Genomic DNA, 24,362 nt, shown 5'->3' with positions numbered 1-24,362 from the left:
CGCTTACTCGGCGCCCAGGGCCCGGGCGTTCTCCGGGCCCCAGCCCAGCCTCACGCGGCCGGCGTGTTCGATCACCGGACGGCGTATCAGGGTCGGTTTCTCCAGCATCAGGGCCAGTGCGCTGTCCTCGTCGAGGGCCTCGCGCTGTTCCTTCGGCAGCTGGCGCCAGGTCGCGCCGCGGCGGTTGATCAGGGCCTCCCAGCCCAGCTCCATGGCCCATTCCCGCAGGCGTTCGGGATCCAGGCCGTCCTTGCGGAAATCCACGAAGCGATAGTCCACGCCGGCCGCCTCCAGCGCCCGGCGTGCCCGCCGCACGGTGTCGCAGTTGGCGATGCCGTGGAGGACGACCTCAGACATCGCGCAGCAGTTCGTTGATGCCGACCTTGGCCTTCGTCTGCTCGTCGACGCGCTTGACGATGACCGCGCAGTACAGCGAGTACTTCCCGTTCTCTGCCGGCAGGGTTCCGGGCACGACCACCGCGCCGGCGGGCACGCGGCCACGGATGATCTCGTCGTTCTCGCGGTCGTAGATGCGGGTCGACTGGCCGAGGTAGACGCCCATGGAGATCACTGCGCCTTCCTCGACGATCATGCCTTCGACTACCTCGGAGCGTGCGCCGATGAAGCAGTTGTCCTCGATGATGGTCGGGTTCGCCTGCAGTGGCTCCAGCACGCCGCCGATGCCGACGCCACCCGACAGGTGGACGTTCTTGCCGATCTGCGCGCAGGAGCCGACCGTGGCCCAGGTGTCCACCATGGTGCCTTCGTCCACGTAGGCACCGATGTTGACGTAGGAAGGCATCAGCACCACGTTGGGGCCGATGTAGCTGCCGTGGCGGGCGGTGGCCGGCGGCACCACGCGTACGCCGCCTTCACGGAAGTCGCGGCTGGAGGTGTCGGCGTACTTGGAGGCGACCTTGTCGTAGTAGTTGGTGAAGCCGCCCTTGATGAACTCGTTCTCCGAGATACGGAAGGACAGCAGCACGGCCTTCTTCAGCCATTCGTTCACCACCCACTCGCCGCCGTTCTTCTCGGCGACGCGGGCGCGGCCGCTGTCGAGCATGTCCAGCGCCTCGTTCACGGCGTCGCGCACGCTGGTCTCGACGTTGCGCGGGCTGATCTCGGTGCGGCGCTCGAAGGCGGTTTCGATGGTGTTCTGCAGGTCCGACATGGTGACGTTTCCTTGTGGTCGATCGTAGATGAAAAAACGAAAGAACGGGTGCGGGAGGGTCGGCGGAGCTGATCAGCGATACAGCCCGACGATGCGCTCGGCGGCCTCGACACAGGCCTCGGGTTCGGCGACCAGCGCCATGCGCACATGGCCGGCGCCCGGGTTGTAACCGCTGTCGGGGTGGCTGCGGCCGAGATAGCGCCCGGGCAGCACGGTGACCCCGGCCTCCGCGTACAGCCGGCGGGCAAAGGCCTCGTCGTCGCCGTCCGGTACCCGCGGCCACAGGTAGAACCCGGCTTCCGGCGTGCTGACCTCCATCACCTCCTGGAGCTTCGGCACCACGCGGGCGAACTTCTCGGCATAGAGGTCGCGATTGGCCTCGACGTGGGCCTCGTCCGCCCAGGCCGCGCGGCTGACCGCCTGGGTCGGGGTCGGCAGGGTGCACCCGTGATAGGTGCGGTACAGCGCGAAGCGTTCGAGGATCCCGGCATCGCCGGCCACGAACCCCGAACGCAGCCCCGGCAGGTTGGAGCGCTTGGACAGGCTGTGGAACGCGATGCAGCGCCGGAAGGTGTCGTTGCCCATGCGCGCGGCGGCGCCCAGCAGCCCCGGCGGCGGATGGCCGCGCGGATGGTAGATCTCGGAATAGCACTCGTCGGCGGCGATCACGAAGTCGTGGCGCTCGGCGAGTTCGATCAGGGTCTGCAGCTGGTCCTCGGGGATCACCGTGCCTGCGGGATTACCGGGGTTGCAGATATACACCAGCTGCACCGATTTCCATAGCGATTCCGGTACCTGCGAGAAGTCCGGAAGGCAGCCGCGCTCGGCATCCAGGTCGTAGAACGCCGGTTCGGCCCCGGCCAGCAGGGCCGCGCCCTCGTAGATCTGGTAGAACGGGTTGGGCATCAGCACGCGGGCCCCGGCGCGCGGATCGACCACCGCCTGGGCGATGGCGAACAGCGCCTCGCGGGTGCCCGCGACCGGCAGGATCTGGCGCTCCGGGTCGACCCCGTCGGGCAGGGTGAAGCGCTGCTGCAGCCACAGGGCGATGGTCTCGCGCAGGGCGGGCGCACCACGCGTGGTGGGGTAGTGGTTGTAGCCGCTGACCGCTGCCTGCAGCGTGGGTTCGACGAAGTCGGGCAGCGGGTGCCGCGGTTCGCCGATGGACAGCGCGATCGGATCCACGCCCCCGGGCAGCTCCAGATCGGCGAACAGCGCCCGCAGGCGTTCGAACGGATAGGGCTGGAGCCGGTCGAGGTCAGGATTCATCGCTTGCTCGCAGTGGGCCGGAAAACCGGTCAGTATACGGAATGAGGCCGGCACGTCCCAGTATTCCCCGCACCGGCCGGGGCCGGGTCGGGCGGGATCAGTAGACGGGCATGTTCACGTCCACCTCGCGCGCCCAGGCGTCCACGCCGCCGCGCAGGTTGATGACGTGCGGGAAGCCGGCCCGTTCGAGAAATCCCGCCACCTGCTGGCTGCGTACGCCATGGTGGCAGATGACGACGATCTCGGCCTGCGGATCCAGTTCGTCCCGGCGCGACGGGATCTGGCCCATCGGCAGCAGGCGTGAGCCCTCGATATGGCAGTGCTCGAACTCCCAGGGTTCACGCACGTCCAGCAGCAGCGGCGGCGGGTCCGCCGTGGCGAGGTAGTCGTTCAGTTCCGGCGCGGTCATCTGGCGCATGCGGTCTCCGCTGTCGTGCCCGGCTTATCGGGGTGTCACGCGCAGGGTGTCCGCTCCCAGGGCCTGCATGCGACCGTCCACACGGATGGTCAGGGTGCTCTCGCCGGCTTCCAGCGCGGGGGCGCTGGCAACTCCTTCGGAGCGTGCCATCATCGGCTGCGGTCCATGGCCGCGCTGGCGCGTGAGTTCCATCTCCAGCGGCCGCAGATGCGAGGCGCCGATGCTGCGCGCCATCGCGCGGGCCTGATCCGTCAGGTCCTCCACCGCGCCGTCGATCATCTCGCGGCGTGCCTCCCGTTCGCGCTCGGCGGACACGCCGAAACGGATGCCGCTGACGGTGAGCTCGTGTTCCTGCTGCAGCTCGCCGACGCGCTCGGTGAGGCTGTCGAAGTCGCCGCCGCGCAGTTCCAGACTCTGGCGCACCTGCCAGGCGGTGATCCGGCTGCGGTCATTGCGGTCCTGGATCGCGCGGGTGCTGTAGTCGAGGGTCCGGGTGTCGATGTGTTCGAATGCCTCGAGGTGCGCCAGGGCACCCTCCATTCGCTGATTGACCTCGGCGGCGGCATCACGCGCTTCGGGCGCGCGGGCCTCGGCCACCAGGGTGGCGATCATGCGGTCGTTCTCGACCTGACGCTCGGCGGTGCCGGAGAGCTTGAACACCGTGGCCCCGTCGCCGCCCGCGGCGGCCGGCGTGACGGCGGCCCCGGCCAGGATCAGGCCGCAGAGCAGGGTGGTGATACGGGTCGGGACGGAGGTCGGGGCAGGCATGGCGGTTCCTTCTCGGACATTGATCAGTGTTTCCCTAGCGGTCGCGCACCAGGCGCAGTCCGGCGAACACGTGGCGCTTCTCCGGGGTGAAGAAATTGCGCAGGCTGGGCCGGCACAGGATCGGATCGCTCCATTCGCAGCCGCCGCGCAGGACCCGGTGTTCCCCGTCGAACCACGGCACCGAGAACCCTTCATAAGGATAGGCCCGGAATCCCGGATAGGGAAAGAACGCGTTGTCGCACCATTCCCAGACCTGGCCGGTGGCCTGCAACGCACCTTCCCGCGCGGCGCGTTCCCATTCATGTTCGTGCGGCAGGCGGGCGCCGGCCCAGCGGGCGTGGGCGCGCGCGGCGAACCAGCACAGGCCCATCGCCGGGGCATCCGGGTCCAGCGGGGCTTCACCATCCGGACGGGTTTGCCACCAGTGCCCATCTCCCGCCCGCCACCATCCGAGCGGGCCTCGGGTACCCGATTGCCGGAGCCACTCCAGGCCGGCGCGATCCCAGAATTCGGGGCGCCGGTAGCCGCCCTGTTCGATGAACGCCGCATGATCGGCGTTGCTGACCGGGCGGGCGGCGATCTCGAAGGGTCCGGTGGTGGTTTCGTGGACGCCGCGTTCGTTGTCGAAGGCGTCGACGCCGGCGTAGCCGACGGTGTGGCGGGCGGCGTCGAACGGGATCCAGTCGCGGTCCGGCACGCGGGTGCCCGTGTCCGCGCCCGGCCGCGGCGGGGCGGGGGCCCGTCCGGGGTGGGCGCCATGCAGCCGTGCGAACCAGCGGACCTGTTCCAGGGTTTCCAGATGCATCGCATGGTGCTGGGCCAGGAAACCGGCGAGATAGTCGCCGACCATCAGCGGATGGTCCTGGATCGCGGGGTCCGCCAGCCATTCGCGGTGCAGGGTCTGGCGCTCGTGGCCCCAGGCCCGCAGCCGGCCCCGCGGGGGCAGACGACCGCCCCGGCGCCATTTGGGGCTCAGTTCGGGGAAGTACAGGTCGTGCCAGTCGCGCTGCGCCTCGGGCGGTTGCTGCGGCAGGCGCTCGCCCAGCCAGACCGCCTCGATGAAATGGCAGTGGGCATAGTGCCAGTCGACCGGGCTCAGATCGCGATGGTACTGGTTGCGGCCCGCCGTGGCCGGGGTGCCGTCGAGGGCGTCGTTCAGGCGCGCATGCTGGCTGGCCAGGCAGTCACGCAGATTGAGGGGCGGGTTCGCGGACATGTCGGCAAGAGCACGTTACAGGGCGAGAAGTTCCGGCGGGCTCTCGGGCTCCACGCACAGCAGATGATGCGGCGGCACCGCCCGCCAGGCCTCGCGGTCGGTCAGGGGTTCCGAGGCGATCACCACGCTGCCGTCCGGGAACGTCTCGTCATCGGTGGTGTAGTAAAGGCTGGGCGAGTCGGCATTCACCGCGTGGCGACTGGCCACGATGCGCCGACCGTCGCCGATGATCACGTTGAGCAGGGCGTGTTCGTCCCCCAGCCATTCGGCCACCAGCGAGAAGGCCTCGCCCAGTGCGCCTTCCAGGGTGGTTTCCGGGTCGTCGGCCAGCAGCTGGCGGATCAGCGCGAACAGGTATTCGGAATCCGTGGTTCCCTGGATGCCCTCCTCGATCGCCGGTTCCAGGCGCTGCTGGATACAGCGGCGGATGCGCGGGAGGAAGCCCCGGATCAGGCCGTTATGGCTGTACAGCAGTCCGTCGCGCGCGAACGGCTGGGCATTGGCGGTGTCGCCGCCGAAGCCGGGCGTCGCGCTGCGGATGGCCGCCACCCACTGGGGCTGGTGCAGGTGTCCGGCGAGGGTCTGCAGGTTGGGGTCCTGCCAGATGGGGTCGGCACGGCGATAGTTCAACGGTTCGCCGCGCTCGTCGAACCAGCCGAAGCCGAAGCCGTCGGCGTTCACCCGGGCGTAGACCAGTTCCTGCGGTCCGATCGCCTGCTCGGTCAGCGAATGCGGCGGATCCACAAGCAGGGCCCGCAGGGGCAGGGGAGGACCGAGATAGGCGAGGTGGCGGCACATGGGAGTCGGCGGTTCGGGGTGGTTCGGAGAAAGTCCCGGCGAAGCACTCCGGTGCTGGGAGCCGTCGCGGTTTTCATGCTAGCGTGCCGGAAAACCCAAGACGACGGAACCCCCGATGGCCGCATCTCCCGCCGAGCGCATTCCCGAGCGCTATTCCCGCCGCACCGTCGAGGTTCGCGACGCGCACGCCGAACTGCTCGCCGACTTCCGTGCCGGGATGCTGGACCCCCCGCGCAGCCTGCCGCCCAAGTATTTCTACGATGCCCGTGGTTCGGCGCTGTTCGACGCCATCTGCGATACCCCGGAATACTATCCCACCCGTCTGGAGGCCTCGCTGCTGGAGCGCAACGCCGAGGCGATCATCGCGGCGGCCGGGGCGTCCACGCTGGTGGAGCTGGGCAGCGGCACCTCGCGCAAGACCGAATACCTGCTCGCGCCACTGGAACGCGCGGCCGGCGAGCGGGCGCATTACGTCGCCAACGACGTATGTGCGGAGATCCTCGACGAGGCCGGTGCGCGGCTGGTGGAGCGCTTCCCGCAGCTGAGCATCCGGGCGCTGGCGGGTGATTACATCGCTGCCCTGGAGGCCCTGACCGATGACGAGGCGGAGAGCGGTCACGGCGAGGCCCGGCTGTTCACCTTTCTCGGCAGCAGCCTCGGGAACTTCGAGGATGCCGAGGCGATCGCGCTGCTGCAGACGATCCGCCGGACCATGGGGCCGGACGATCACCTGCTGCTGGGCCTGGACCGGGTCAAGCCGGTGGACGTGCTGGAGGCGGCCTATGACGATGCGGCAGGGGTCACCGCGGCCTTCAATCTGAACCTGCTGTCGGTGCTCAACCGCGAGCTGGGGGCCGATTTCGACGAGCGCGGTTTCGTGCACCGCGCGCCGTTCAATCATCAGGCCTCGCGCATCGAGATGCATCTGGTGGCGCAGGCCCCGCAGCAGGTGCGGGTGGACGCGTTCGACACCACCCTGGAGCTGACCGCGGGCGAAGTGATCCGCACCGAGATCTCGCGCAAGTTCGACGCGACGATGATCGACCGGCTGCTTGCCGGCAGCGGTCTGCTGCGGGATCGCGAGTGGCTGGCCGGCGACGGCTGGTATTCGCTGCTGATGCTGCGACCGGACCCGGAGGCCTGATCCCGTGAAGCGCCCCGATCTGGTATTGCTGCGCCACGCCCAGTCCGAGGATCCGTCGGCATTCGACGGCCCCGACCGCGATCGTCCCCTGACCCGTGAGGGTGAAGCGAGCGCGGCGGCCATGGCCCGTGCACTGGTGCCGCTGCTGGCGGAGCCGGCGCGGGTCTGGGTCAGCCCCTGGCACCGCGCGGCGCAGACAGCCGCGCCGCTGGCGCGGGCCCTGGCCTGCGAGGCGGAAACCGTGGACTGCCTGCGCCCGGGGCAGCTGGTGGGCCCCGAGCTGCAGGAGCGGCTGCAGACGGAGAAGGATGGCGGCAGCATCGTGCTGGTCGGGCACGAGCCGGATCTGTCGCGGCTCGCCGGCCGCCTTCTCGGGCTGTCCGGCGGCGCGGCACCGGTGGCCATGGGCAAGGGCGATGCCTGCGGCCTGGGCGGCCATCTGCCCGGCCCGCTGCATCTGGTGTGGCACCTGCCGCGCGGGGTGCTGGAACGCCTCGGCGGGGCCTGACCATGACGAACGAGGGGCAGGCTGGCCAGCCCGGGGAGGTCGAGACCGTCGCGGCGGTGGACCTGGGTTCCAACAGCTTTCACATGATCGTGGCACGCCGCCAGGGCAGCGAGGTCCTGATGCAGGACCGCCTGAAGGACATGGTGCGGCTGGCCAGCGGACTGGATTCGCGCGGCGGTCTCGACCCGGCGGTGGCGGAACGGGCGATCGCCTGCCTGGAACGCTTCGGCCAGCGCCTGCGCGGGCTGCCACACGGCAGCGTGCGTGCGGTGGGTACCAATACCCTGCGCCAGCTGCGCAATGCCGATCGTTTCCTGCAGCGCGCCGAGGCGGCGCTGGGTCATCCGGTGGAGATCATCGGCGGGCGCGAGGAGGCCCGCCTGGTCTACCTCGGGGTCGCCCATACCCTCGCGGACGAGGGCGAGCGGCGTCTGGTGATCGACATCGGCGGCGGTAGCACCGAGTTCATCATCGGGGCGCGTTTCGAGACCGAGCGAGCCGAGAGCCTGGAGATGGGCTGTGTCAGCTTCACCCGCCGGTTTTTCCCGCGCGGGCGCCTGACCCGGCGTGCGTTTGAAGCCGCGGAGCTGCAGGCCGGACGCGAGCTGCAGCCGCTGGTCGGGACCTATCGCCGGCTCGGCTGGGCGCAGGCCCTCGGATCGTCCGGGACCATCCTGGCCCTCAGCCGGATCGTCGAGGGACTGGAGCTGGATCCCGAACCGGGGCTCACGCTGGCCTCACTGGAGGCCCTGCGCGAGCGCATGATCCGCAAGAAGCGCAGCGCGGATCTGGACGACCTCCCGGGGCTCAACGAGGACCGCCGACCGGTGATTGCCGGCGGGCTGGCGGTCCTGATCGGGGCCTTTCGCGCGCTGGGGATCGAGCGTCTGCATCCCTCGGACGGTGCGCTGCGCGAGGGCGTGGTGCACGACCTGCTGGGCCGGATCCGCCACGAGGACGTGCGCGGACGTACCATCCATCACCTGCGCGAGCGCTTCGCGGTGGACGCGGAACAGGCGCGGCGCGTGCAGGCCACCGCCGACTGGCTGGCAGAGCAGGTGGCCGACGAGCTGGGCCTGGGGGCGGAAGATCGCGATCGCCTCAGCTGGGCGGCGGAGCTGCACGAGATCGGCCTGGCGCTGTCGCACGCGAAGTACCACAAGCACGGGGAATACATCCTCGACTGGGCCGACCTGCCCGGGTTCTCGCGGCCGGAACAACAGGAACTGGCGCGCCTGGTGCGACTGCATCGGCGCAAGCTCAAGCCCTCGCTGCTGAAGGACCCGCGTCCCGGGGACGACGAAGGTTTCCGTCATCTCGTGGTGCTGCTGCGGCTGGCGGTGCTGCTGCACCGCCCGCGTACCGACGACCCGCTGCCGCTGGAAACGGTGCGCCCGCGCACGGCGGGCCTGGAACTGACCTTCACCGACGGCTGGCTGGACGCACACCCGCTGACCCGCGCCGATCTGGAGGCCGAGGCGGCGGAACTCAAACGGGTCGGGGTTCGCCTGGCCTTCGCCTGACCGGGATCCGGGCCCGGGCCGCGCGCCCGGGGGTTACCCGCTGGTGGTCTGGGTCCCCGAGAGCGTGTCCAGCAGCCACTGCTGCACCGACCACGGCGCTTCGCCTTCCGCCGGGGTCACGCGCTGGTAGCGACCGTCCGGCAGCAGGCGCCAGGCCGTGGCGGTATCCCGCAGATAGGCGAACAGCGACTCCTCCGCCACCCGCTCGCGCATGGCCGGATCGGTCACCGGGAACGCGACCTCGACGCGGCGGAAGAAGTTGCGCGGCATCCAGTCGGCGCTGGACAGGTACAGCTCCGGTTCGCCGTCGTTGCCGAACCAGAACACCCGCGAGTGCTCGAGGAAGCGCCCCAGCACCGAGCGCACCTCGATGTTCTCCGAGAGCCCCTCCACCCCGGGGCGCAGGGCGCAGATCCCGCGCACGATCAGCTCGATGCGGACACCGGCCTGCGAGGCCTCGTACAGCGCCTCGATGATCGCCGCCTCGTTGAGCGAGTTCATGCGCGCGACGATGCGTGCCGGGCGTCCGGCGCGGGCATGTTCGGCCTCGCGGCGGATCTTTTCCAGCATCGCGTCGTGCAGCCGGAAGGGCGCCTGGATCAGCCGCCGCAGGCGGGACACCTGGCCCAGCCCGGTCAGCTGCTGGAACACCCGGTGGACGTCCTCGGTGATCACCGGATCGGCGGTCATCAGGCCGTAGTCGGTGTACGCCTTGGCGGTGCCGGAGTGGTAGTTGCCGGTGCCCAGGTGGGCATAGCGGTTGATGCCGTTCTCGTCACGGCGCACCACCAGCGCCAGCTTGGCGTGGGTCTTGTAGCCGACCACGCCATAGGTCACGTGCACGCCCTCGTCCTGCATGCGGTTGGCCAGCTCGATGTTGGCGGCCTCGTCGAAACGCGCCCGCAGCTCGATCACCACGGTGACTTCCTTGCCGTTGCGCGCGGCCTCGATCAGGGTCTCGACCAGTGGCGAGCGGGTGCCGGTGCGGTACAGGGTCTGCTTGATCGCCAGCACGTCCGGGTCGCTGGCGGCCTGGCGCAGGAACTCCACCACCGGCATGAACGACTCGTAGGGGTGGTGCAGCAGCAGGTCGTGTTCGCGCACGCAGTGGAAGATCTGTTCGGCGCCCACGTGCGGGCGCGGCAGCGCGGGCACGAACGGCGGGAACTTGAGATCCGGGCGGTCGACCAGATCGTGGACCGCCATCAGGCGATTGAGGTTGACCAGGCCGGTGACCTGGTAGAGGGCCTCGTCCGTCAGGTTGAACTGCTGCAGCAGGAAACGGGCAACCTCCTCGGGGCAGTTGTCCGCGACCTCCAGGCGCACCGCGGCGCCGTAGTTGCGCTGCGGCAGCTCGCCCTCCAGCGCGTTGAGCAGGTCGTCGATCTCTTCTTCCTGCACGAACAGGTCGGAGTTGCGGGTGAGCCGGAACTGGTAGCAGCCGGTGGCCTGCATGCCGCGGAACAGCTCGCCGACATGGGCGTGCAGGATGGAGGAGAGCAGTACGAAGTCGTTGTCGCCGGAGGCGACCTCCGGCGGCAGGCGCACCAGACGCGGGAGCGAGCGCGGGGCCTGCACCACCGCGCGGCCGGATTCGCGGCCGAAGGCGTCCTTGCCCTGCAGGGTCACGATGAAGTTGAGGCTCTTGTTGAGGATGCGCGGGAACGGATGGGCCGGGTCCAGGCCGATGGGCGTGAGCACCGGCTGCAGCTGCTCGCGGAAGTAGTCCCGCACCCATGCCTGCTGCTCCGGTGTCCAGTGGGTACGGCGCACGAAGTGGATGCCCTCGGCGGCCAGCGCCGGGATCAGTTCGTCGTTGAGGATCGCGTACTGCTCGTCCACCAGCTGGTGCGCGGCCGGGCTGATGCGGCGCAGCTGTTCCTGCGCGGACAGGCCGTCGGGTCCGGGCGCGCTGACGTTCAGTTCGACCTGCTGCAGCAGCGAACCGACGCGGACCTCGAAGAACTCGTCGAGATTGGTCGAGGAGATGCTGAGATAACGCAGGCGTTCCAGCAGAGGAAAGCCGGGTTCCCGCGCGAGTTCCAGCACCCGGCGGTTGAATTCCAGCAGCGAGAGTTCACGGTTGAGAAAACGGTCGTTGGCTTCCAAGTCGGTATCCTGCATCGGGGACGGGCACATCACGGAATCCGCCCAGTCCAGCACGGCGATGTTACGTTACGAAGAAAAGGTATCACGATGCCCGCACCCGCGGCCCGCCAAAGGTCGAGTGTTGTACTCGGGAATTGCATCGCCCGCCCAAGGTGACTATCGTTAGCGGGTTCGGGATCGCCCGTGAAGGGGCGGTCCCCGCGAGACATCACCACGAATAACGAACGAACGCGAAGAAGGAGGTCCCATGACCTACGAACTGCCCGATCTGCCGTACGCGAAGGACGCACTGGAGCCCCACATCTCCGCCGAGACGCTGGAATACCATCACGACAAGCACCACGCGACCTACGTGACCAAGCTCAACGGCCTGCTGCCGGGCTCCGAGTTCGAGAACGCCTCGCTGGAGGACATCATCAAGAAGGCCCCGGCCGGCGGCATCTTCAACAACGGCGCCCAGGTCTGGAACCACACCTTCTACTTCAACTGCATGGGCCCGAATGCCGGTGGCGAGCCCTCCGGCAAGCTGGCGGATGCCATCAACAGCGCCTTCGGTTCGTTCGACGCCTTCAAGGAAAAGTTCAACGAGATGGCGGTCGGCAACTTCGGTTCCGGCTGGACCTGGCTGGTGCAGAACGGCGACGGCTCGCTGGAGATCGTCAATACCTCGAACGCCGCCAACCCGATGCGCGACGGCCAGACCCCGCTGCTGACCTGCGACGTGTGGGAGCATGCCTACTACATCGATTATCGCAACGCGCGCCCGAAGTACCTCGAGAACTTCTGGAGCGTGGTGAACTGGGACTTCGTCGCCCGGCAGATGCAGTAAGATCGGCGACGAGCCCGGCGGGTTCCCGCAAGAGGGTTCCGCGCCGGGTGTCCGACCCGCATTCCGGAAGCCGGCGGCACCACCGCCGGCTTTCGCGTTTGGAGAACGGAACATGAACGATTTCCTGCAGCAGACCTACAATCGCCTGCCGGTCGCCTTCGAGCGCGGCGAGGGTGCCTGGTTGTGGGACACCGAGGGCCGGCGCTATCTGGATGCGCTGTCGGGGATTGCGGTCTGCGGCCTGGGGCATGCGCATCCGCGGGTGGCCAGTGCGGTCTGTGATCAGGCCTCCACCCTGGTGCACACCTCCAACCTCTACCGGGTTCCGCTGCAGGAGAACCTGGCCCGGCGGCTGTGCTCGCTGGCCGGCATGGAGCGCGCGTTCTTCTGTAACTCCGGGGCCGAGGCCAACGAGGCCGCGATCAAGCTGGCGCGGCTGCACGGACGGGCGAAGGGCATCGAGCGCCCGCGCGTGATCGTGATGGACGGGAGCTTCCACGGGCGCACCATGGCGACCCTGTCCGCCACCGGCAATGCGAAGATCCAGGCCGGGTTCGAGCCGCTGGTCGAGGGGTTCGAACATGTGCCCTACGGCGATGCGGACGCGGTGGCGGCACTGGCCGGGCAGGAGGACATCGTGGCCATTCTGGTCGAGCCGGTGACCGGCGAGGGCGGCATCCGCATCCCCCCCGACGGCTATCTGCGCCGCCTGCGGGAGATCGCCGATGCCAGCGGCTGGCTGCTGATGCTGGACGAGATCCAGGCCGGCATCGGCCGTACCGGCCAGTGGTTCGCGTTTCAGCATGAAGGCATCACCCCGGACGTGGTGAGCCTGGCCAAGGGGCTGGGCAACGGCATTCCCATCGGGGCGAATCTGGTGGCGGGGGCGGCCCGCGACCTGTTCCGGCCGGGGATGCACGGCACCACCTTCGGCGGCGGTCCGCTGGTGTCGCGCGCGGCGCTGGCGGTGCTGGACGTGATGCAGGAGGAGGCCCTGTGCGAGCAGGCCGAACGCCAGGGGCAGGCACTGCGCCGGCAGCTGGAGGATCGCCTGGGCCACCGGCCGGAGGTCGTGGAGATCCGCGGCCGCGGCCTGATGCTGGGGATCGAGCTGGATCGGCCGGCCGGCGAGCTGGTGGGACAGGCGCTGGAGGCCGGGCTGATCCTGAACGTGACGGCGGAGCGGGTGATCCGGTTGCTGCCGCCGCTGATCATTGACGACGAACAGGTCACGCAGATCGCGAACGGCGTGGCCGACCGGGTGGATGCGTTTCTGGCATCCGGGGCCACCAGGGAGGCTTCTGCATGAATCCGCGCCATTTTCTTTCGTTTCTCGATCTGTCCGCCGAAGAGACGCGCGCGGTGCTGCACCGCGCGATCGAGCTGAAACGCCAGCTGAAGGCGGGCGAACACCATGACGACCTGCTGCGGGGCAAGACCCTTGGAATGATCTTCGAGAAGTCGTCGACCCGCACCCGAGTGTCCTTCGAGGTGGGCATGCAGCAGCTCGGCGGCAACGCGCTGTTCCTGTCGCCGCGGGATACCCAGCTCGGGCGGGGCGAGCCCATCGAGGACACCGCACGGGTGCTTTCGCGCATGGTGGACTGCGTGATGATCCGCACCTACGAGCACGAGAAGGTGGAGCTGTTCGCGCGCCATTCCTCGGTGCCGGTGATCAACGGGCTGACCGATCTGGAACACCCCGCGCAGCTGCTGGCGGATCTGCAGACCTTCTTCGAATACCGTGGCGACATCCGCGGCAAGCGCGTGGCCTGGATCGGCGACGGCAACAACATGTGCCACAGCTACATGTACGCCGCCCATCTGCTGGACTTCGAGCTGGTGGCGGCCTGTCCCGAGGGCTACGACCCGGAGCCCTCGGTGCTGGAGGCGACCCGCGATCACGTGAGCGTGACCCGCGATGCCGGCGAGGCGGCCGCGGGTGCGGATCTGGTGGTGACCGACGTGTGGGCGAGCATGGGCCAGGAACAGGAGAAGAGCGCGCGGCGCCAGGCGTTTGCCGGGTTCTTCGTGGATCAGGCCCTGATGGATCGCGCGCAGCCGGATGCCCTGTTCATGCACTGCCTTCCGGCGCATCGCGAGGAAGAGGTGGCCACCGACGTGCTGGAAGGCCCGCAGAGCGTGGTGTGGGACGAAGCGGAAAACCGCCTGCATGCGCAGAAGGCATTGATGGAATTCCTGGTGCGCGCGGCGGACTGACGCATGCAGGAGACGACCGGGGAGGGGGAGCGAACGCCGCCGCAGGGCGCCGGCGGCGGTCCCGGACAGGATCACGGCGGATCCTCTGCCGGAAGCGCGCTGCGCGCGCGCATCGGCCTGTTTCTCGGGCCGCTGGTCTTCGTGGCCTTTCTGCTGGTCCCGCCGCCGGAGGCCTTCTCCCCGGAGGCCTGGCGGGTCCTGGGCCTGACCCTGTTCATGGCCGTGTGGTGGATCAGCGAGGCGCTGCCCATCCCGGTCACGGCCCTGCTGCCCATCGCGTTGCTGCCACTGACCGGCGTGGTGGCGATGGACGAGGCTACCGCACCCTACGCCAACCCCACCATCTTCCTGTTCATGGGCGGTTTCGCGATCGCCCTGGCGGTGCAGCGCTGGGGTCTGCACCAGCGGCTGGCGCTGGCGATCCTGTCGCGTTCCGGCCGCGGGCTGCACACCCTGGTGGGCGCCTTCATGCTGGCCACCGCCGGGTTGTCGATGTGGGTCAGCAACACCGCCACCGCGGCCCTGATGTTGCCGATCGCGCTGTCGGTGCTGGGGCTGATGGAGCGCGACGGGGGCCAGGGCCTGCAGGGCATGGCGCCGGACAGCCGCAGTCCGGCCCTGGCGCTGCTGCTGGGTATTGCTTTCGCGGCCAACATCGGCGGCATGGCCACCATCATCGGTTCCCCGCCGAATGCGCTGACCGTCGCGTTTCTCAATGACCGCTACGAGCTCGGGATCGGTTTCATCGACTGGATGCTGCTGGGCCTGCCGCTGTCGCTGACGCTGCTGCTCATTGCCTGGATCCTGCTGACCCGCTGGGTGTTCCCGGTGCACCGCATCCGTCTCAACGGGCTCGACCGCATGCTGCAGGAGCAGGTAGGCGATCTGGGGCCGTGGAGCCGGGCGGAGTTGCGCGTGGCGGCGGTGTTCCTGCTGGTGGCGCTGGCCTGGATGTTTCGCCCCCTGCTGGAGGCGTGGCTGCCGCTGGAACTGACGGATGCCGGGATCGCGATCCTCGGGGCGGGGCTGCTGTTCCTGATCCCTTCCGGGGCCTCGGGTCAGCGGCGGCTGCTGTGCTGGGATAACACGCGCGAGCTGCCGTGGGGGGTGCTGCTGCTGGTCGGGGGTGGTCTGAGCCTCGGTTCCGCCATCGAGTCCTCGGGCCTGGCGGAACTGACCGCCGAGGCGCTGATGGGCGCCCAGGCCTGGCCGCTGCTGCTGGTGATCGCGGGGGTCGTGCTGGTCACCATGACCCTCAGCCACGTGACCAGCAATACCGCCACCGCCGCCACCCTGCTGCCACTGGTGGCCGCGCTCGCGCTGCGCATGGACGTGCCGGTGGGGCTGATGACCCTGCCGGTGGCGTTCGCCGCGTCGGTCGCGTTCATGTTGCCAGTGGCCACGCCGCCCAACGCCATCGTGTTTGCCTCCAATCGCCTGCGCGTGGTGGACATGATCCGCGGCGGGGCCCTGCTGTCGGTGGTCGCCATCGTGCTGGTCAGCCTCGCGGTGTATGCGCTCGCCGAGCCGTTGCTGCTGCGGCACGTGGGCTGAAAGCGGGGGGAGGGAGCGTGACCCGCGCGGCTCAAGTCAGGCCGCTGCCGGCCGCTAGCGGGAGCGAGAGACTCGCAGAACGGCGCCCGTAACTCCGGGCGCGAAGAAAGCTTCAAGGGAGAGAGAGATGCTCAGGAATATCCGGATCGGAACCCGCCTGATGGGCGGCGTCACCCTCGTGGTGGTCGCGGTCGTGGTGCTCACGCTGGTGGTGGTGATGAACAGCCTCGGCAACATGGCGGACCGTGCGGAACAGCGTGAACTCAATGACCTGAGTGAACTGCTGATCCGGCAGCTCGATCAGGAAGCCGATCGCGGGACCGCGATGGCGCAGGCCGTGGCCGCCATTCCGGACGTGCAACAGGCCTTCGCCCGGCGGGACCGCGAACAGCTGCATGCGATGACCGTACCGGGTTTCGATCACCTCTACGAGGAATACGGCGTACGCCAGTATCAGTTCCATACGCCGCCGGCGACGTCCTTCCTGCGGGCACACCGTCCGGATCGCTACGACGATGACCTCTCCGGGTTCCGCCAGACCGTGGTCGATACCAACCGCGACCGCCGGCCGATCTCCGGGCTCGAGGAAGGGGTGGCCGGCCTGGGCATCCGCGGCATCGTCCCGGTCTCCCACGAGGGTGAACATATCGGGTCGCTGGAATTCGGCATGGCCTTCGACGATGCCTTCTTCGAGGACTTCACGGCGGATACGGAAGCCCCGGTGGCCCTCTACCTGCAGCGCGACGGGACCTTCGAGGCGTTCGGCAGCACCATCAACGGCGACTCCACCTTCAGCCGTGACGAAATGGAGCGGATTGCCGGCGGCGAGGAACTGGTGCGCCGGACCGAGCACGACGGTCGTCCGATGGCGGTGGTCGGGCGTCCGGTGGAAGACTTCTCCGGCGAGCCGGTGGGCGTGCTGGAGCTGATGGTCGATCGCAGCGATTACGTGGCGATGGCCCGCAATGCCACGGCTACCGTGGTGGGCGTGGGCGTGGTCGCCATCGGTCTTGGCCTCCTGCTGGCCTGGCTGCTGTCGCGCAGCATCGTGCGGCCGCTGCGCGATACGGTCGAGCGTCTGGACGACATCGCGTCCGGCGACGGGGACCTGACGCGCCGGCTGGAGGCCGACGGCAACAACGAGCTGGGGGATCTGGCGGCGGCGTTCAACCGCTTCGTGGGCAAGATCCACGAGCTGGTGAAGGAAGTTGCCGCCGGCGGCGACCAGGTGGCGGCCGCAGCCAACGAGCTGTCCGCGACCAGCGAGCAGACCAACGAACAGGTCGGCCGCCAGCAATCCGAGATCGACCAGGTCGCCACGGCCATGAACGAGATGACCGCGACCGTGGCCGAGGTCGCCCGCAACGCCACCGAGGCGGCGGAAGCCGCACAGAGCACGGACAAGGATGCGACCCACGGCCGGGAGCTGGTGGAACAGACCGTCAGTGCGATCAACACCCTGTCCACCCAGGTGGAGAACACCGCGCAGGTGATCGAGCGGCTGTCGACCGATGCCGAGGAGATCAACAAGGTGCTGGAGGTGATCGGGGACATCGCCGATCAGACCAACCTGCTGGCGCTGAACGCGGCCATCGAGGCGGCGCGGGCCGGCGAGCAGGGCCGCGGCTTCGCGGTGGTGGCCGACGAGGTGCGGACCCTGGCGAGCCGGACCCAGGATTCGACCCAGGAGATCCAGGGGATGATCGAGCGGGTGCAGAACGGCACGCGCGACGCGGTGAAGGCCATGGAGGACGGCCGTCGACAGGCGCATTCCAGCGTGGAACAGGTCAACGATGCGGGGCAGTCGCTGCAGTCGATCACGCAGTCCATCAGCAGCATCTCGGACATGAACACGCAGATCGCCAGCGCGGCCGAAGAGCAGTCCTCGGTGGCCGAGGAGATCAACCGCAACGTCTCCAACATCACTCAGGTGCTGGACGAGACCGTGGCCGGATCGCAGCAGATCGCCAACGCCTCGGAGGAGCTGTCGAAGCTGGCCTCGGCGCAGCAGGAGCGCACCGGGCGCTTCCGTGTCTGACCGTGGGTCCTGCCGGCCGGGGTGTTGTGCCCCGTGCCGGAGGATGGGTTTTCGTGACGGCGGCCGATTCGGATCAAGGTTTCCGGACGGTCGCCGTTAGTATGTGAGGGTATGCTGATTTGGCCATCCGGCCGGGCAGGGCCCGGCGGAATGCGCATTGATCAGAATGCCGGAACACCAAAAGAGGGAAAGCCATGCTCAGGAATATCCGTATCGGAACGCGCTTGATGGGCGGCGTCACCATCGTTGTGGTGGCGGTCGTGGTGCTCACGCTGGTCGTCGTGATGAACAGCCTCGGCACGATGGCCGATCGCGCGGAGCAACGGGAGCTGAACGACCTGAGCGGGCTGCTGATCCGCCAGCTGGAACAGGAAGCCGAACGGGGCGAGTCGATGGCGCGGGCCATCGCCGAGATCCCGGTGATTCAGCAGGCGTTCGCCGAGGGGGATCGTGAGCGCCTGCTGGAACTGACCGAGCCGGGATATGGCCAGCTGCGCGACGAGCACGACGTGCGCCAGTATCACTTCCATACGCCGCCGGCGACCTCCTTCCTGCGTACCCACAGTCCCGACAACTACGGCGACGACCTGTCGGACGTGCGCCAGACGATCCTGGAGGTGAACCGCAATCGGCAGCCGATCACCGGGCTGGAAGAAGGCCCGTTCGGCATCGGGATCCGCGGGATGGTGCCGGTGTCCTACCAGAACGAGCACATCGGCTCGCTGGAATTCGGCATGGCCTTCGATGACGCCTTCTTCGAGTCCTTCACCGAAGAAACCGGATCACCCGTGGCGGTACACCTCGATCGTGATGCCGGTTTCGAGGTCTTTGCCGGAACCATCAATGGCGATTCGACCTTCAGTCGGGAGGAGATGCGGCGCATCCTCGACGGCGAGGAGATGATCCGCAACGTTCGCCACGACGGACGCCCGATGGCCGTGGTCGGACGTCCTGTGGAGGATTTCTCCGGTGAGCCGGTGGGCGTGCTGGAGCTGATGGTCGATCGCAGCGATTACGTGGCGATGGCCCGCAATGCCACCACCACCGTGGTGGCGGTGGGCGTGGCCGCCATCGGTCTTGGTCTGCTGCTGGCCTGGCTGCTGTCGCGCAGCATCGTGCGGCCGCTGCGCCAGACCGTCACGCGTCTGGATGACATCGCGTCCGGCGACGGTGACCTGACGCGCCGGCTCGAGGCCGACGGTAACAACGAGCTGGGAGATCTGGCGGCGGCGTTCAACCGCTTCGTGGGCAAGATCCAGGATCTGGTCAAGGAAGTCGCCGCCGGTGGCGACCAGGTGGCGGCCGCGGCCAATGAGCTGTCCGCAACCAGCGAACAGACCAACGGTCAGGTCACGCGGCAGAAGGACGAGGTCGACCAGGTGGCCACCGCGATGAACGAGATGACCGCGACGGTTGCCGAGGTTGCGCGCAACGCCTCGGATGCGGCCACCGCGGCGCAGACCACCGACAAGGATGCCGACGCCGGGCGCGAGCTGGTGCAACAGACGGTGCAGTCGATCAACCACCTGACCTCGCAGGTGGACAACACCGCCGAAGTGATCGAGCGGCTGTCGACCGATGCCGAGGAGATCAACAAGGTGCTGGAGGTGATCGGGGACATCGCCGATCAGACCAACCTGCTGGCGCTGAACGCGGCCATCGAGGCGGCGCGGGCCGGCGAGCAGGGCCGCGGCTTCGCGGTCGTGGCCGACGAGGTGCGGACCCTGGCGAGCCGGACCCAGGATTCGACCCACGAGATCCAGGGCATGATCGAACGCGTCCAGAACGGCACGCGCGAGGCGGTTCAGGCGATGGAAGAAGGCAAGAACCGGGCGCATTCCAGCCGCGAGAAGGTGAACGAGGCGGGCGAGTCGCTGGAGTCGATCACGCAGTCGGTGACCACCATCTCGGAGATGAATACACAGATCGCCAGCGCGGCCGAGGAACAGTCCTCGGTGGCCGAGGAGATCAACCGCAACATCTCCAACATCACCCAGGTGCTGGACGAGACGGCCAGTGGCTCGCGCGAGATCGCGAATGCCTCGGAAGAGCTGTCGAAGCTGGCTTCCGAACAGCAGCAGCGGGTGGGGCACTTCCGGGTCTGATCCGGTCCCGAGGGGGCGGCCACGTGCCGCCCCCTGTCATTTGCGGGTTCAGGAGCCCTCGGTATTGCGGTCGGCTCCGGCCCGGTCCGGATCAAAGCGCGACTCGAGGTAGTCGATGATCGCGCCCGACTCGTACAGCCAGCGCACGCTGCCGTCTCCTTCCTCGATCCGCAGGCAGGGGACCTGCAGCTTGCCGCCTTCCGTCTGCAGGGTCTCGCGGTGTTCGCCGGCCGGCTGGGCATTGCGCAGTTCGATGTCCAGTGACAGGCGCTGCATGGCACGGCGCGCCTTGATGCAGAACGGACAGGCGGGGAAGTGGTAGAGCGCGAGGGCGCGGGTCTGTTCGTCCACCCGTGCCTGTTCTTCGGGGTCACGCTGGATTCCGCGCGGGCGGGTCACCTTCTCGCCCACGAGCATGAAGGGCGTGAGAACCAGGCGCACGCCGCGGAAAAAGAGTCGGATCAGGGGTCGCATCCGCCAAGGATGCCACAGCTCCGGTTTGCGACCAATCCGGACGCAGCGGCGCTCGGTGGCCAGGGTCAGCCGGCCAGCTCGAAGTGCTCGTCGCCGTCGAGAACGATCATGTCGCCATTGTTGCGCGCGGCCAGCTGTTCACGGATGGTCTGTTCGTAGCCCGGCTTGAGGTGGGTCACCGCGATACGCGGGCGATGCCGCAGATGGTCGAGATCGCGCGCCAGCTGCAGCGGGGTGTAGTGGCGGGTGGCACCGGCGAGATGATCCATCTCGTCCGGCAGCCCGGTTTCGATCATCAGCAGATCGAGGCGGGGCAGGGCATTCAGGGTCTGCCACAGACCGCGGGTCGAAGTGGTGTCGCCGCTGAACGCAAAGGCCCCGGCATCCGGCCGGCTCACCGAATACCCTACCGCCGGGACGGTGTGCATCGCGGGAAGGGCCGTGACGGAGCGTCCGTCGATGTCCATCTGCTCGCCGGCACCCAGCGGGCGAAAGCGCAGCGCCGGTTGCTCGGGCGAGGGCAGGGCAGTGAAATCGGGCCAGATCACCCAGTTGAAGATGTGGCGCTGCAGGGCTTCCAGGGTCTCCGGCAGGGCGTGCACCGTGACCGGCGGGGCATCCACCCGGAATACCGTGTCGATCAGCAGTGGCAGGAATGCCACGTGGTCGAGGTGCGAGTGCGTCAGGAAGACGTGGCGAATCGCCTGCAGTTCCTCGAGCTCGAGATCGCCCACGCCGCTGCCGGCGTCGATCAGGATGTCCCGGTCGATCAGGATGGAAGTGGTGCGGCGGCCCGGCCCGATGCCGCCGCTGGCGCCCAGGATACGCACGGAGAGGCTCATTCCGGGCTCCGGCGAAGGGGTATGGGGCCAGTCATCAAGGGAAGATGCGCGTTCATGAGCTGTGGCAAATGACTCGATCAGGGATCTCATTCTAGGCGGCTGCCTGTCCTGCCGCACGCGAAACGGCGCACGGATTGCGGCACGCGTTGCCGAAATGCGACCCGGTCCCGGGAGCACCCGGATGGTCGCCGGGGTTCCCGTGGGCTCGGGTCCCTGCTAGAATGCGCAGCATCTCGAGGGGCGGTAGCTCAGCTGGGAGAGCGTCGCGTTCGCAACGCGAAGGTCGGGAGTTCGATCCTCCTCCGCTCCACCAAACACCTCGCAAAAAGGCCCCGTCGGTCGTAACCGGCGGGGCCTTTTTGTGTGCGGGTATGGGTGCGCAACAATCTGATCCAGGTCCGCTACCTTGGAGGGAATTTCTCTCCCCTGTCCGCCTTCCTGCCGGCGCATATTAGCAGTACCTCTGTTTCCCCCGGACCCTCCCGCCCCGCCGGGGCGTCCGAATCGAGCGACTCGTTGAAACGGTCCGTCGCTATCATTGGGCTCTCTGAATTAAGAATTGGTTATATTAGAATATCCGAACTAATACCAAACGACTAGCTGTAACCGCCTAGTGTCTTAAGCCTTCTCTGCACACTACTATCGCTGCCGATCCATTGAAGAGCGAACAGCTCGCTGTTGAGAAAAATAAAGGATCAGTATCTCGGCGCAGATGCGCGCAAACCAGAGGAGAGAGTCATGAAGCAGCGTACGCTCGCCCGCGCGGCGGCCACCCTTTCGGTTACAGCATTGTCCCTCACAATTCCGCAGAGCCACGCGACAAATGGTTATTTTGCTCATGGCTTCGGTACCCAGAACAAGGGGATGGGCGGGGTCGGGATGGCCATGTCACATGACTCCTTCGCTCCGGCAACCAACCCTGCCGGTATCGCCGGCATGGAATCGAGGGTCGATGGTGCGCTTGCCTACTTCCGGCCCGAGCGATCCTACAAGGTGACTGGCGATGGTCTCGAGGTGGGCGATCTGACCCTCGATGACCTCGATGTCGATCTCACCGAAACCGTCGAAGACACTTTCGAAGAGCTGGCCGATCAGCTGGATACTACGGTGGACAATCTCCTCGGAAGTGGCGGTACGGTCGACAATATCGTCGATGATCTCCAGGGAGTCGTGGACTCAATACTCGATCCTGATGAGAGTTCCGAAGAACCGTTGAACGACTTGAATGACACAATCATTGGTGCCATTGACGACGATGTTGCTCTCGATGCTGCGAAATTGGGAGACACCGTCTTTCTGTCCCTTGTCCAGGATACCCTGGTTCCACTGAATACAAACGGGGAACGGATCGAGTCACGGGAAAAGAATTTTTTCATACCGTCATTTGCCTTCGTGCGTCAAATCAACGACCGCAGTTCCTGGGGCGTGACCGTTGTGGGTAACGGTGGCCTGAATACGAATTATCCGGGCTTCGACAATGAAGAAGGTTGTCAGGGGCCTCTGGGTTCGGAGGTCGGGAGCCAGAGTGGCCCCTTCTGTGACGGGGCGGCCGGCGTGGATCTGATGCAGCTGATGGTCATGCCAACCTTCGCGACGTCATTCGGTGGCGATGGTCAGGTTCGCGCCGGCGTAAGTCCGATCCTCAGTTACCAGCGCTTCGAGGCGTTCGGCCTGTCCGAGTTCAAACCCTTGAGCGAGAGTCCCGACAAGCTGACCGACCAGGGATATGACGACAGCTTCGGTTATGGAGTGAAGGTGGGCCTCCAGGCCGACGTCGCGGATCACATCACTCTTGGCGCATCCTATCAGAGCCGTCAGGCACACGATGGGTTTGATGATTATGAAGGGCTTTTCGCGGAGCAGGGCGACTTTGATATTCCTTCGAGCTGGGGTGCAGGAATCGCGGTTGATGTGACTAGGAATCTCACTGTTGCCGCGGATTACCAGCGGATCAATTATTCGGACGTCGACTCCATTTCTAATTCAGTCACCAATTTGACGGAAGACGGAAACCGACTCGGATCTTCCGATGGCCCCGGGTTTGGCTGGGAGGATATCAATGTTTACAAGGTCGGTGCGCAGTACGACGGCTTTGATGGATGGTCTCTACGCGCCGGATATAACCGGGGCGACAATCCGATACCTGAGGACGAAGTGACCTTCAATATCCTCGCCCCTGGTGTGATGACGGAACACTATACGCTGGGTGCGACGCGGCAGTTGAGTGAGGATATGGAGATCAGTTTTGCCGCCATGTATGCGCCCAGGAAATCGGTCAAGGGGGATCATGCGTTTTTCGAGCAGCAGGATGTAGAAATCGAAATGGAGCAATATGAAGTCGAGGTCGGACTTGGGTACCGTTTCTGATTGAAGGGTAAAGAAAGAGAGCGGCAAGAAGTCGCCGACATAGAAGCAGATAACCACTGGAGGAAGGCCGATGCAATTCGAAAGAGCGAACAAGATCGTTGGGTGTCTACTGGCGACAGGCCTGCTGGCAGCGGCGGGGGGCGCCAAGAGCGACGAGCTGAGACCCTTTGTGCTGGCGGACTCGGTTGCGACGAAGGAACACGGAGCGGTAGTAGAGGAAGTCGCCGCAAAATTGCGAGAGGGTCCATTCGAGATGCTGGGCCAGTACGCAGTGGACGACGGGCGCCATGTGTTCGTCGTGTCGCACCCGGAGCTGACGCAAGTGGCAAACGATGCGGCAAGGTCGGCCTACCTCGCGCCGGTTCGGGTCGCGGTCACAGACGTGGGGGGCGAGGTCCAGGTCGCCTATAACAATCTGGAATATTTCCGCCACGCCTATGAAGTGGAGGAGGATCTCGTCGGGGTGCGCGAAGAGCTCGCTAGTGTACTCGGCAATACTGGAGGATTTGGCTCAGAGGATGGGATGACCGCTTCGGATCTGCGTGGCTATCGCTACATGGTGGGCATGGAGCGCTTCGATGATCCATATGAGCTGGCAAGTCATGACGATGCCGAGACGGCCAGGGCGGCGATCGAGGCGACACTGGCGCAGGAGGGCAATGGCGTCTCGGAAGTTTACCGGCTGGACCTAGATCGTCCGGGTGTCACTTTGTATGGCGTAGCGGTTGATGCTTCAGCCGGTGCCCCGGAAGAGGCAGGCGATCGGCACAAGCTTGATACGATTGACGTAGGAGATCGCCGGCATACGGCTTATCTACCCTACGAAATTCTGGTTAACGATGGTGAGGTTGAGGCGTTGCACATGCGGTTTAGGATGGCGCTTCACTGGCCGGATCTGGGGATGCTGGGGTCGAACAGTTTTTTCCAGTTGAGGAGTTCGCCGGGGGTGCTCGAAGAGGTTCTGGAAGAGATCGCCGCTGGTCCGTGACCGGAATTCAGTTCCGACTTT

21 protein-coding genes and 1 tRNA gene are annotated in these 24,362 nt (G+C 66.9%); 12 read left to right on the top strand and 10 right to left on the bottom strand.

Annotated features, from left to right (window positions below):
- Positions 1-3: 3 nt before the first annotated feature.
- From F788_RS0105270 to egtC, 7 genes are all read right to left on the bottom strand, one after another.
- Positions 4-357: an ArsC family reductase gene (locus F788_RS0105270; RefSeq protein WP_018870451.1), complete on the bottom strand. Its 354-nt coding sequence runs from the start codon at positions 355-357 to the stop codon at positions 4-6.
- Positions 350-1,171 (bottom strand): 2,3,4,5-tetrahydropyridine-2,6-dicarboxylate N-succinyltransferase, encoded by an 822-nt coding sequence (gene dapD / locus F788_RS0105265; protein ID WP_018945604.1) that lies wholly within the window; start codon positions 1,169-1,171, stop codon positions 350-352. Before dapD ends, F788_RS0105270 begins: the two co-directional genes overlap by 8 nt.
- 72 nt (positions 1,172-1,243) lie before the next feature.
- On the bottom strand, positions 1,244-2,440 hold the full coding sequence (dapC, locus tag F788_RS0105260; RefSeq protein ID WP_019589494.1) for a succinyldiaminopimelate transaminase: 1,197 nt from the start codon (positions 2,438-2,440) through the stop codon (positions 1,244-1,246).
- Positions 2,441-2,537: 97 nt separating this feature from the next.
- A complete protein-coding gene (locus F788_RS0105255) occupies positions 2,538-2,858 on the bottom strand; it encodes a rhodanese-like domain-containing protein (protein WP_019022443.1) in 321 nt (106 codons plus the stop codon).
- 24 nt (positions 2,859-2,882) lie between these two features.
- Entirely contained in the window at positions 2,883-3,626 is a 744-nt protein-coding gene (locus F788_RS0105250; RefSeq protein ID WP_019589493.1) for an SIMPL domain-containing protein, read from the bottom strand.
- Positions 3,627-3,660: 34 nt separating this feature from the next.
- Positions 3,661-4,842, bottom strand: a complete 1,182-nt coding sequence (locus tag F788_RS0105245; protein ID WP_019589492.1) for an SUMF1/EgtB/PvdO family nonheme iron enzyme — start codon at positions 4,840-4,842, stop codon at positions 3,661-3,663.
- Between the two features lie 15 nt (positions 4,843-4,857).
- The gene (gene egtC / locus F788_RS0105240; protein WP_019589491.1) at positions 4,858-5,640 is read right to left on the bottom strand and encodes an ergothioneine biosynthesis protein EgtC; all 783 of its coding nucleotides are present in this window, start codon (positions 5,638-5,640) and stop codon (positions 4,858-4,860) included.
- 115 nt (positions 5,641-5,755) lie between these two features.
- Here egtC and egtD point away from each other — a divergent pair, with 115 nt between their 5' ends.
- From egtD to F788_RS0105225, 3 genes are read left to right on the top strand one after another with little or no spacing between them, the layout of a single operon-like run.
- Positions 5,756-6,784: an L-histidine N(alpha)-methyltransferase gene (egtD, locus tag F788_RS0105235; RefSeq protein WP_019589490.1), complete on the top strand. Its 1,029-nt coding sequence runs from the start codon at positions 5,756-5,758 to the stop codon at positions 6,782-6,784.
- Between the two features lie 4 nt (positions 6,785-6,788).
- A complete protein-coding gene (locus F788_RS0105230; RefSeq protein ID WP_018870443.1) occupies positions 6,789-7,292 on the top strand; it encodes a histidine phosphatase family protein in 504 nt (167 codons plus the stop codon).
- Positions 7,293-7,294: 2 nt separating this feature from the next.
- Positions 7,295-8,815 carry a Ppx/GppA phosphatase family protein gene (locus tag F788_RS0105225; RefSeq protein ID WP_019569933.1) on the top strand — a complete coding sequence of 507 codons (1,521 nt, stop codon included), beginning with the start codon at positions 7,295-7,297 and terminating at the stop codon, positions 8,813-8,815.
- A gap of 33 nt (positions 8,816-8,848) precedes the next feature.
- Here the strand turns inward: F788_RS0105225 and ppk1 are convergent, their stop codons facing one another.
- Positions 8,849-10,939 carry a polyphosphate kinase 1 gene (gene ppk1 / locus F788_RS0105220; RefSeq protein ID WP_019569934.1) on the bottom strand — a complete coding sequence of 697 codons (2,091 nt, stop codon included), beginning with the start codon at positions 10,937-10,939 and terminating at the stop codon, positions 8,849-8,851.
- Between the two features lie 232 nt (positions 10,940-11,171).
- On the opposite strand from ppk1, the gene F788_RS0105215 reads away from it, so the two are divergent.
- From F788_RS0105215 to F788_RS0105190, 6 genes are all read left to right on the top strand, one after another.
- On the top strand, positions 11,172-11,753 hold the full coding sequence (locus tag F788_RS0105215; protein ID WP_018870440.1) for a superoxide dismutase: 582 nt from the start codon (positions 11,172-11,174) through the stop codon (positions 11,751-11,753).
- 112 nt (positions 11,754-11,865) lie between these two features.
- Positions 11,866-13,062, top strand: coding sequence for an acetylornithine transaminase (locus F788_RS0105210; RefSeq protein WP_019589489.1), 1,197 nt, complete (start codon positions 11,866-11,868; stop codon positions 13,060-13,062).
- A complete protein-coding gene (gene argF / locus F788_RS0105205; RefSeq protein ID WP_019569936.1) occupies positions 13,059-13,973 on the top strand; it encodes an ornithine carbamoyltransferase in 915 nt (304 codons plus the stop codon). The genes F788_RS0105210 and argF overlap by 4 nt, the downstream gene beginning before the upstream one ends.
- Positions 13,974-13,976: 3 nt before the next feature.
- On the top strand, positions 13,977-15,527 hold the full coding sequence (locus F788_RS0105200) for a DASS family sodium-coupled anion symporter (RefSeq protein WP_019589488.1): 1,551 nt from the start codon (positions 13,977-13,979) through the stop codon (positions 15,525-15,527).
- A 127-nt stretch (positions 15,528-15,654) separates the two neighbouring features.
- A complete protein-coding gene (locus F788_RS0105195) occupies positions 15,655-17,565 on the top strand; it encodes a methyl-accepting chemotaxis protein (protein WP_018870436.1) in 1,911 nt (636 codons plus the stop codon).
- A 194-nt stretch (positions 17,566-17,759) separates the two neighbouring features.
- Positions 17,760-19,670 (top strand): methyl-accepting chemotaxis protein, encoded by a 1,911-nt coding sequence (locus F788_RS0105190; RefSeq protein WP_026332713.1) that lies wholly within the window; start codon positions 17,760-17,762, stop codon positions 19,668-19,670.
- A 48-nt stretch (positions 19,671-19,718) separates the two neighbouring features.
- Here F788_RS0105190 and F788_RS0105185 read toward each other — a convergent pair whose 3' ends face one another.
- Both F788_RS0105185 and F788_RS0105180 read right to left on the bottom strand, forming a co-directional pair.
- Positions 19,719-20,144, bottom strand: coding sequence for a glutathione S-transferase N-terminal domain-containing protein (locus F788_RS0105185; RefSeq protein ID WP_018870434.1), 426 nt, complete (start codon positions 20,142-20,144; stop codon positions 19,719-19,721).
- A 65-nt stretch (positions 20,145-20,209) separates the two neighbouring features.
- The gene (locus tag F788_RS0105180) at positions 20,210-20,986 is read right to left on the bottom strand and encodes an MBL fold metallo-hydrolase (RefSeq protein ID WP_019589486.1); all 777 of its coding nucleotides are present in this window, start codon (positions 20,984-20,986) and stop codon (positions 20,210-20,212) included.
- Between the two features lie 237 nt (positions 20,987-21,223).
- On the opposite strand from F788_RS0105180, the gene F788_RS0105175 reads away from it, so the two are divergent.
- The 3 genes from F788_RS0105175 (at position 21,224) to F788_RS0105165 (ending at position 24,341) form a co-directional block, all read left to right on the top strand.
- Positions 21,224-21,299, top strand: a tRNA-Ala gene (locus F788_RS0105175).
- A 425-nt stretch (positions 21,300-21,724) separates the two neighbouring features.
- A complete protein-coding gene (locus tag F788_RS0105170) occupies positions 21,725-23,353 on the top strand; it encodes an OmpP1/FadL family transporter (protein WP_019589485.1) in 1,629 nt (542 codons plus the stop codon).
- Between the two features lie 70 nt (positions 23,354-23,423).
- A complete protein-coding gene (locus tag F788_RS0105165; RefSeq protein ID WP_019589484.1) occupies positions 23,424-24,341 on the top strand; it encodes a hypothetical protein in 918 nt (305 codons plus the stop codon).
- The last annotated feature ends 21 nt before the right edge of the window (positions 24,342-24,362 follow it).

Source organism: Thioalkalivibrio sp. ALE10 (assembly GCF_000381385.1).
Lineage (GTDB): Bacteria > Pseudomonadota > Gammaproteobacteria > Ectothiorhodospirales > Ectothiorhodospiraceae > Thioalkalivibrio.
Note: the sequence above shows the minus strand (reverse complement) of the source record. Positions and strands in the feature narration are given on the sequence as shown.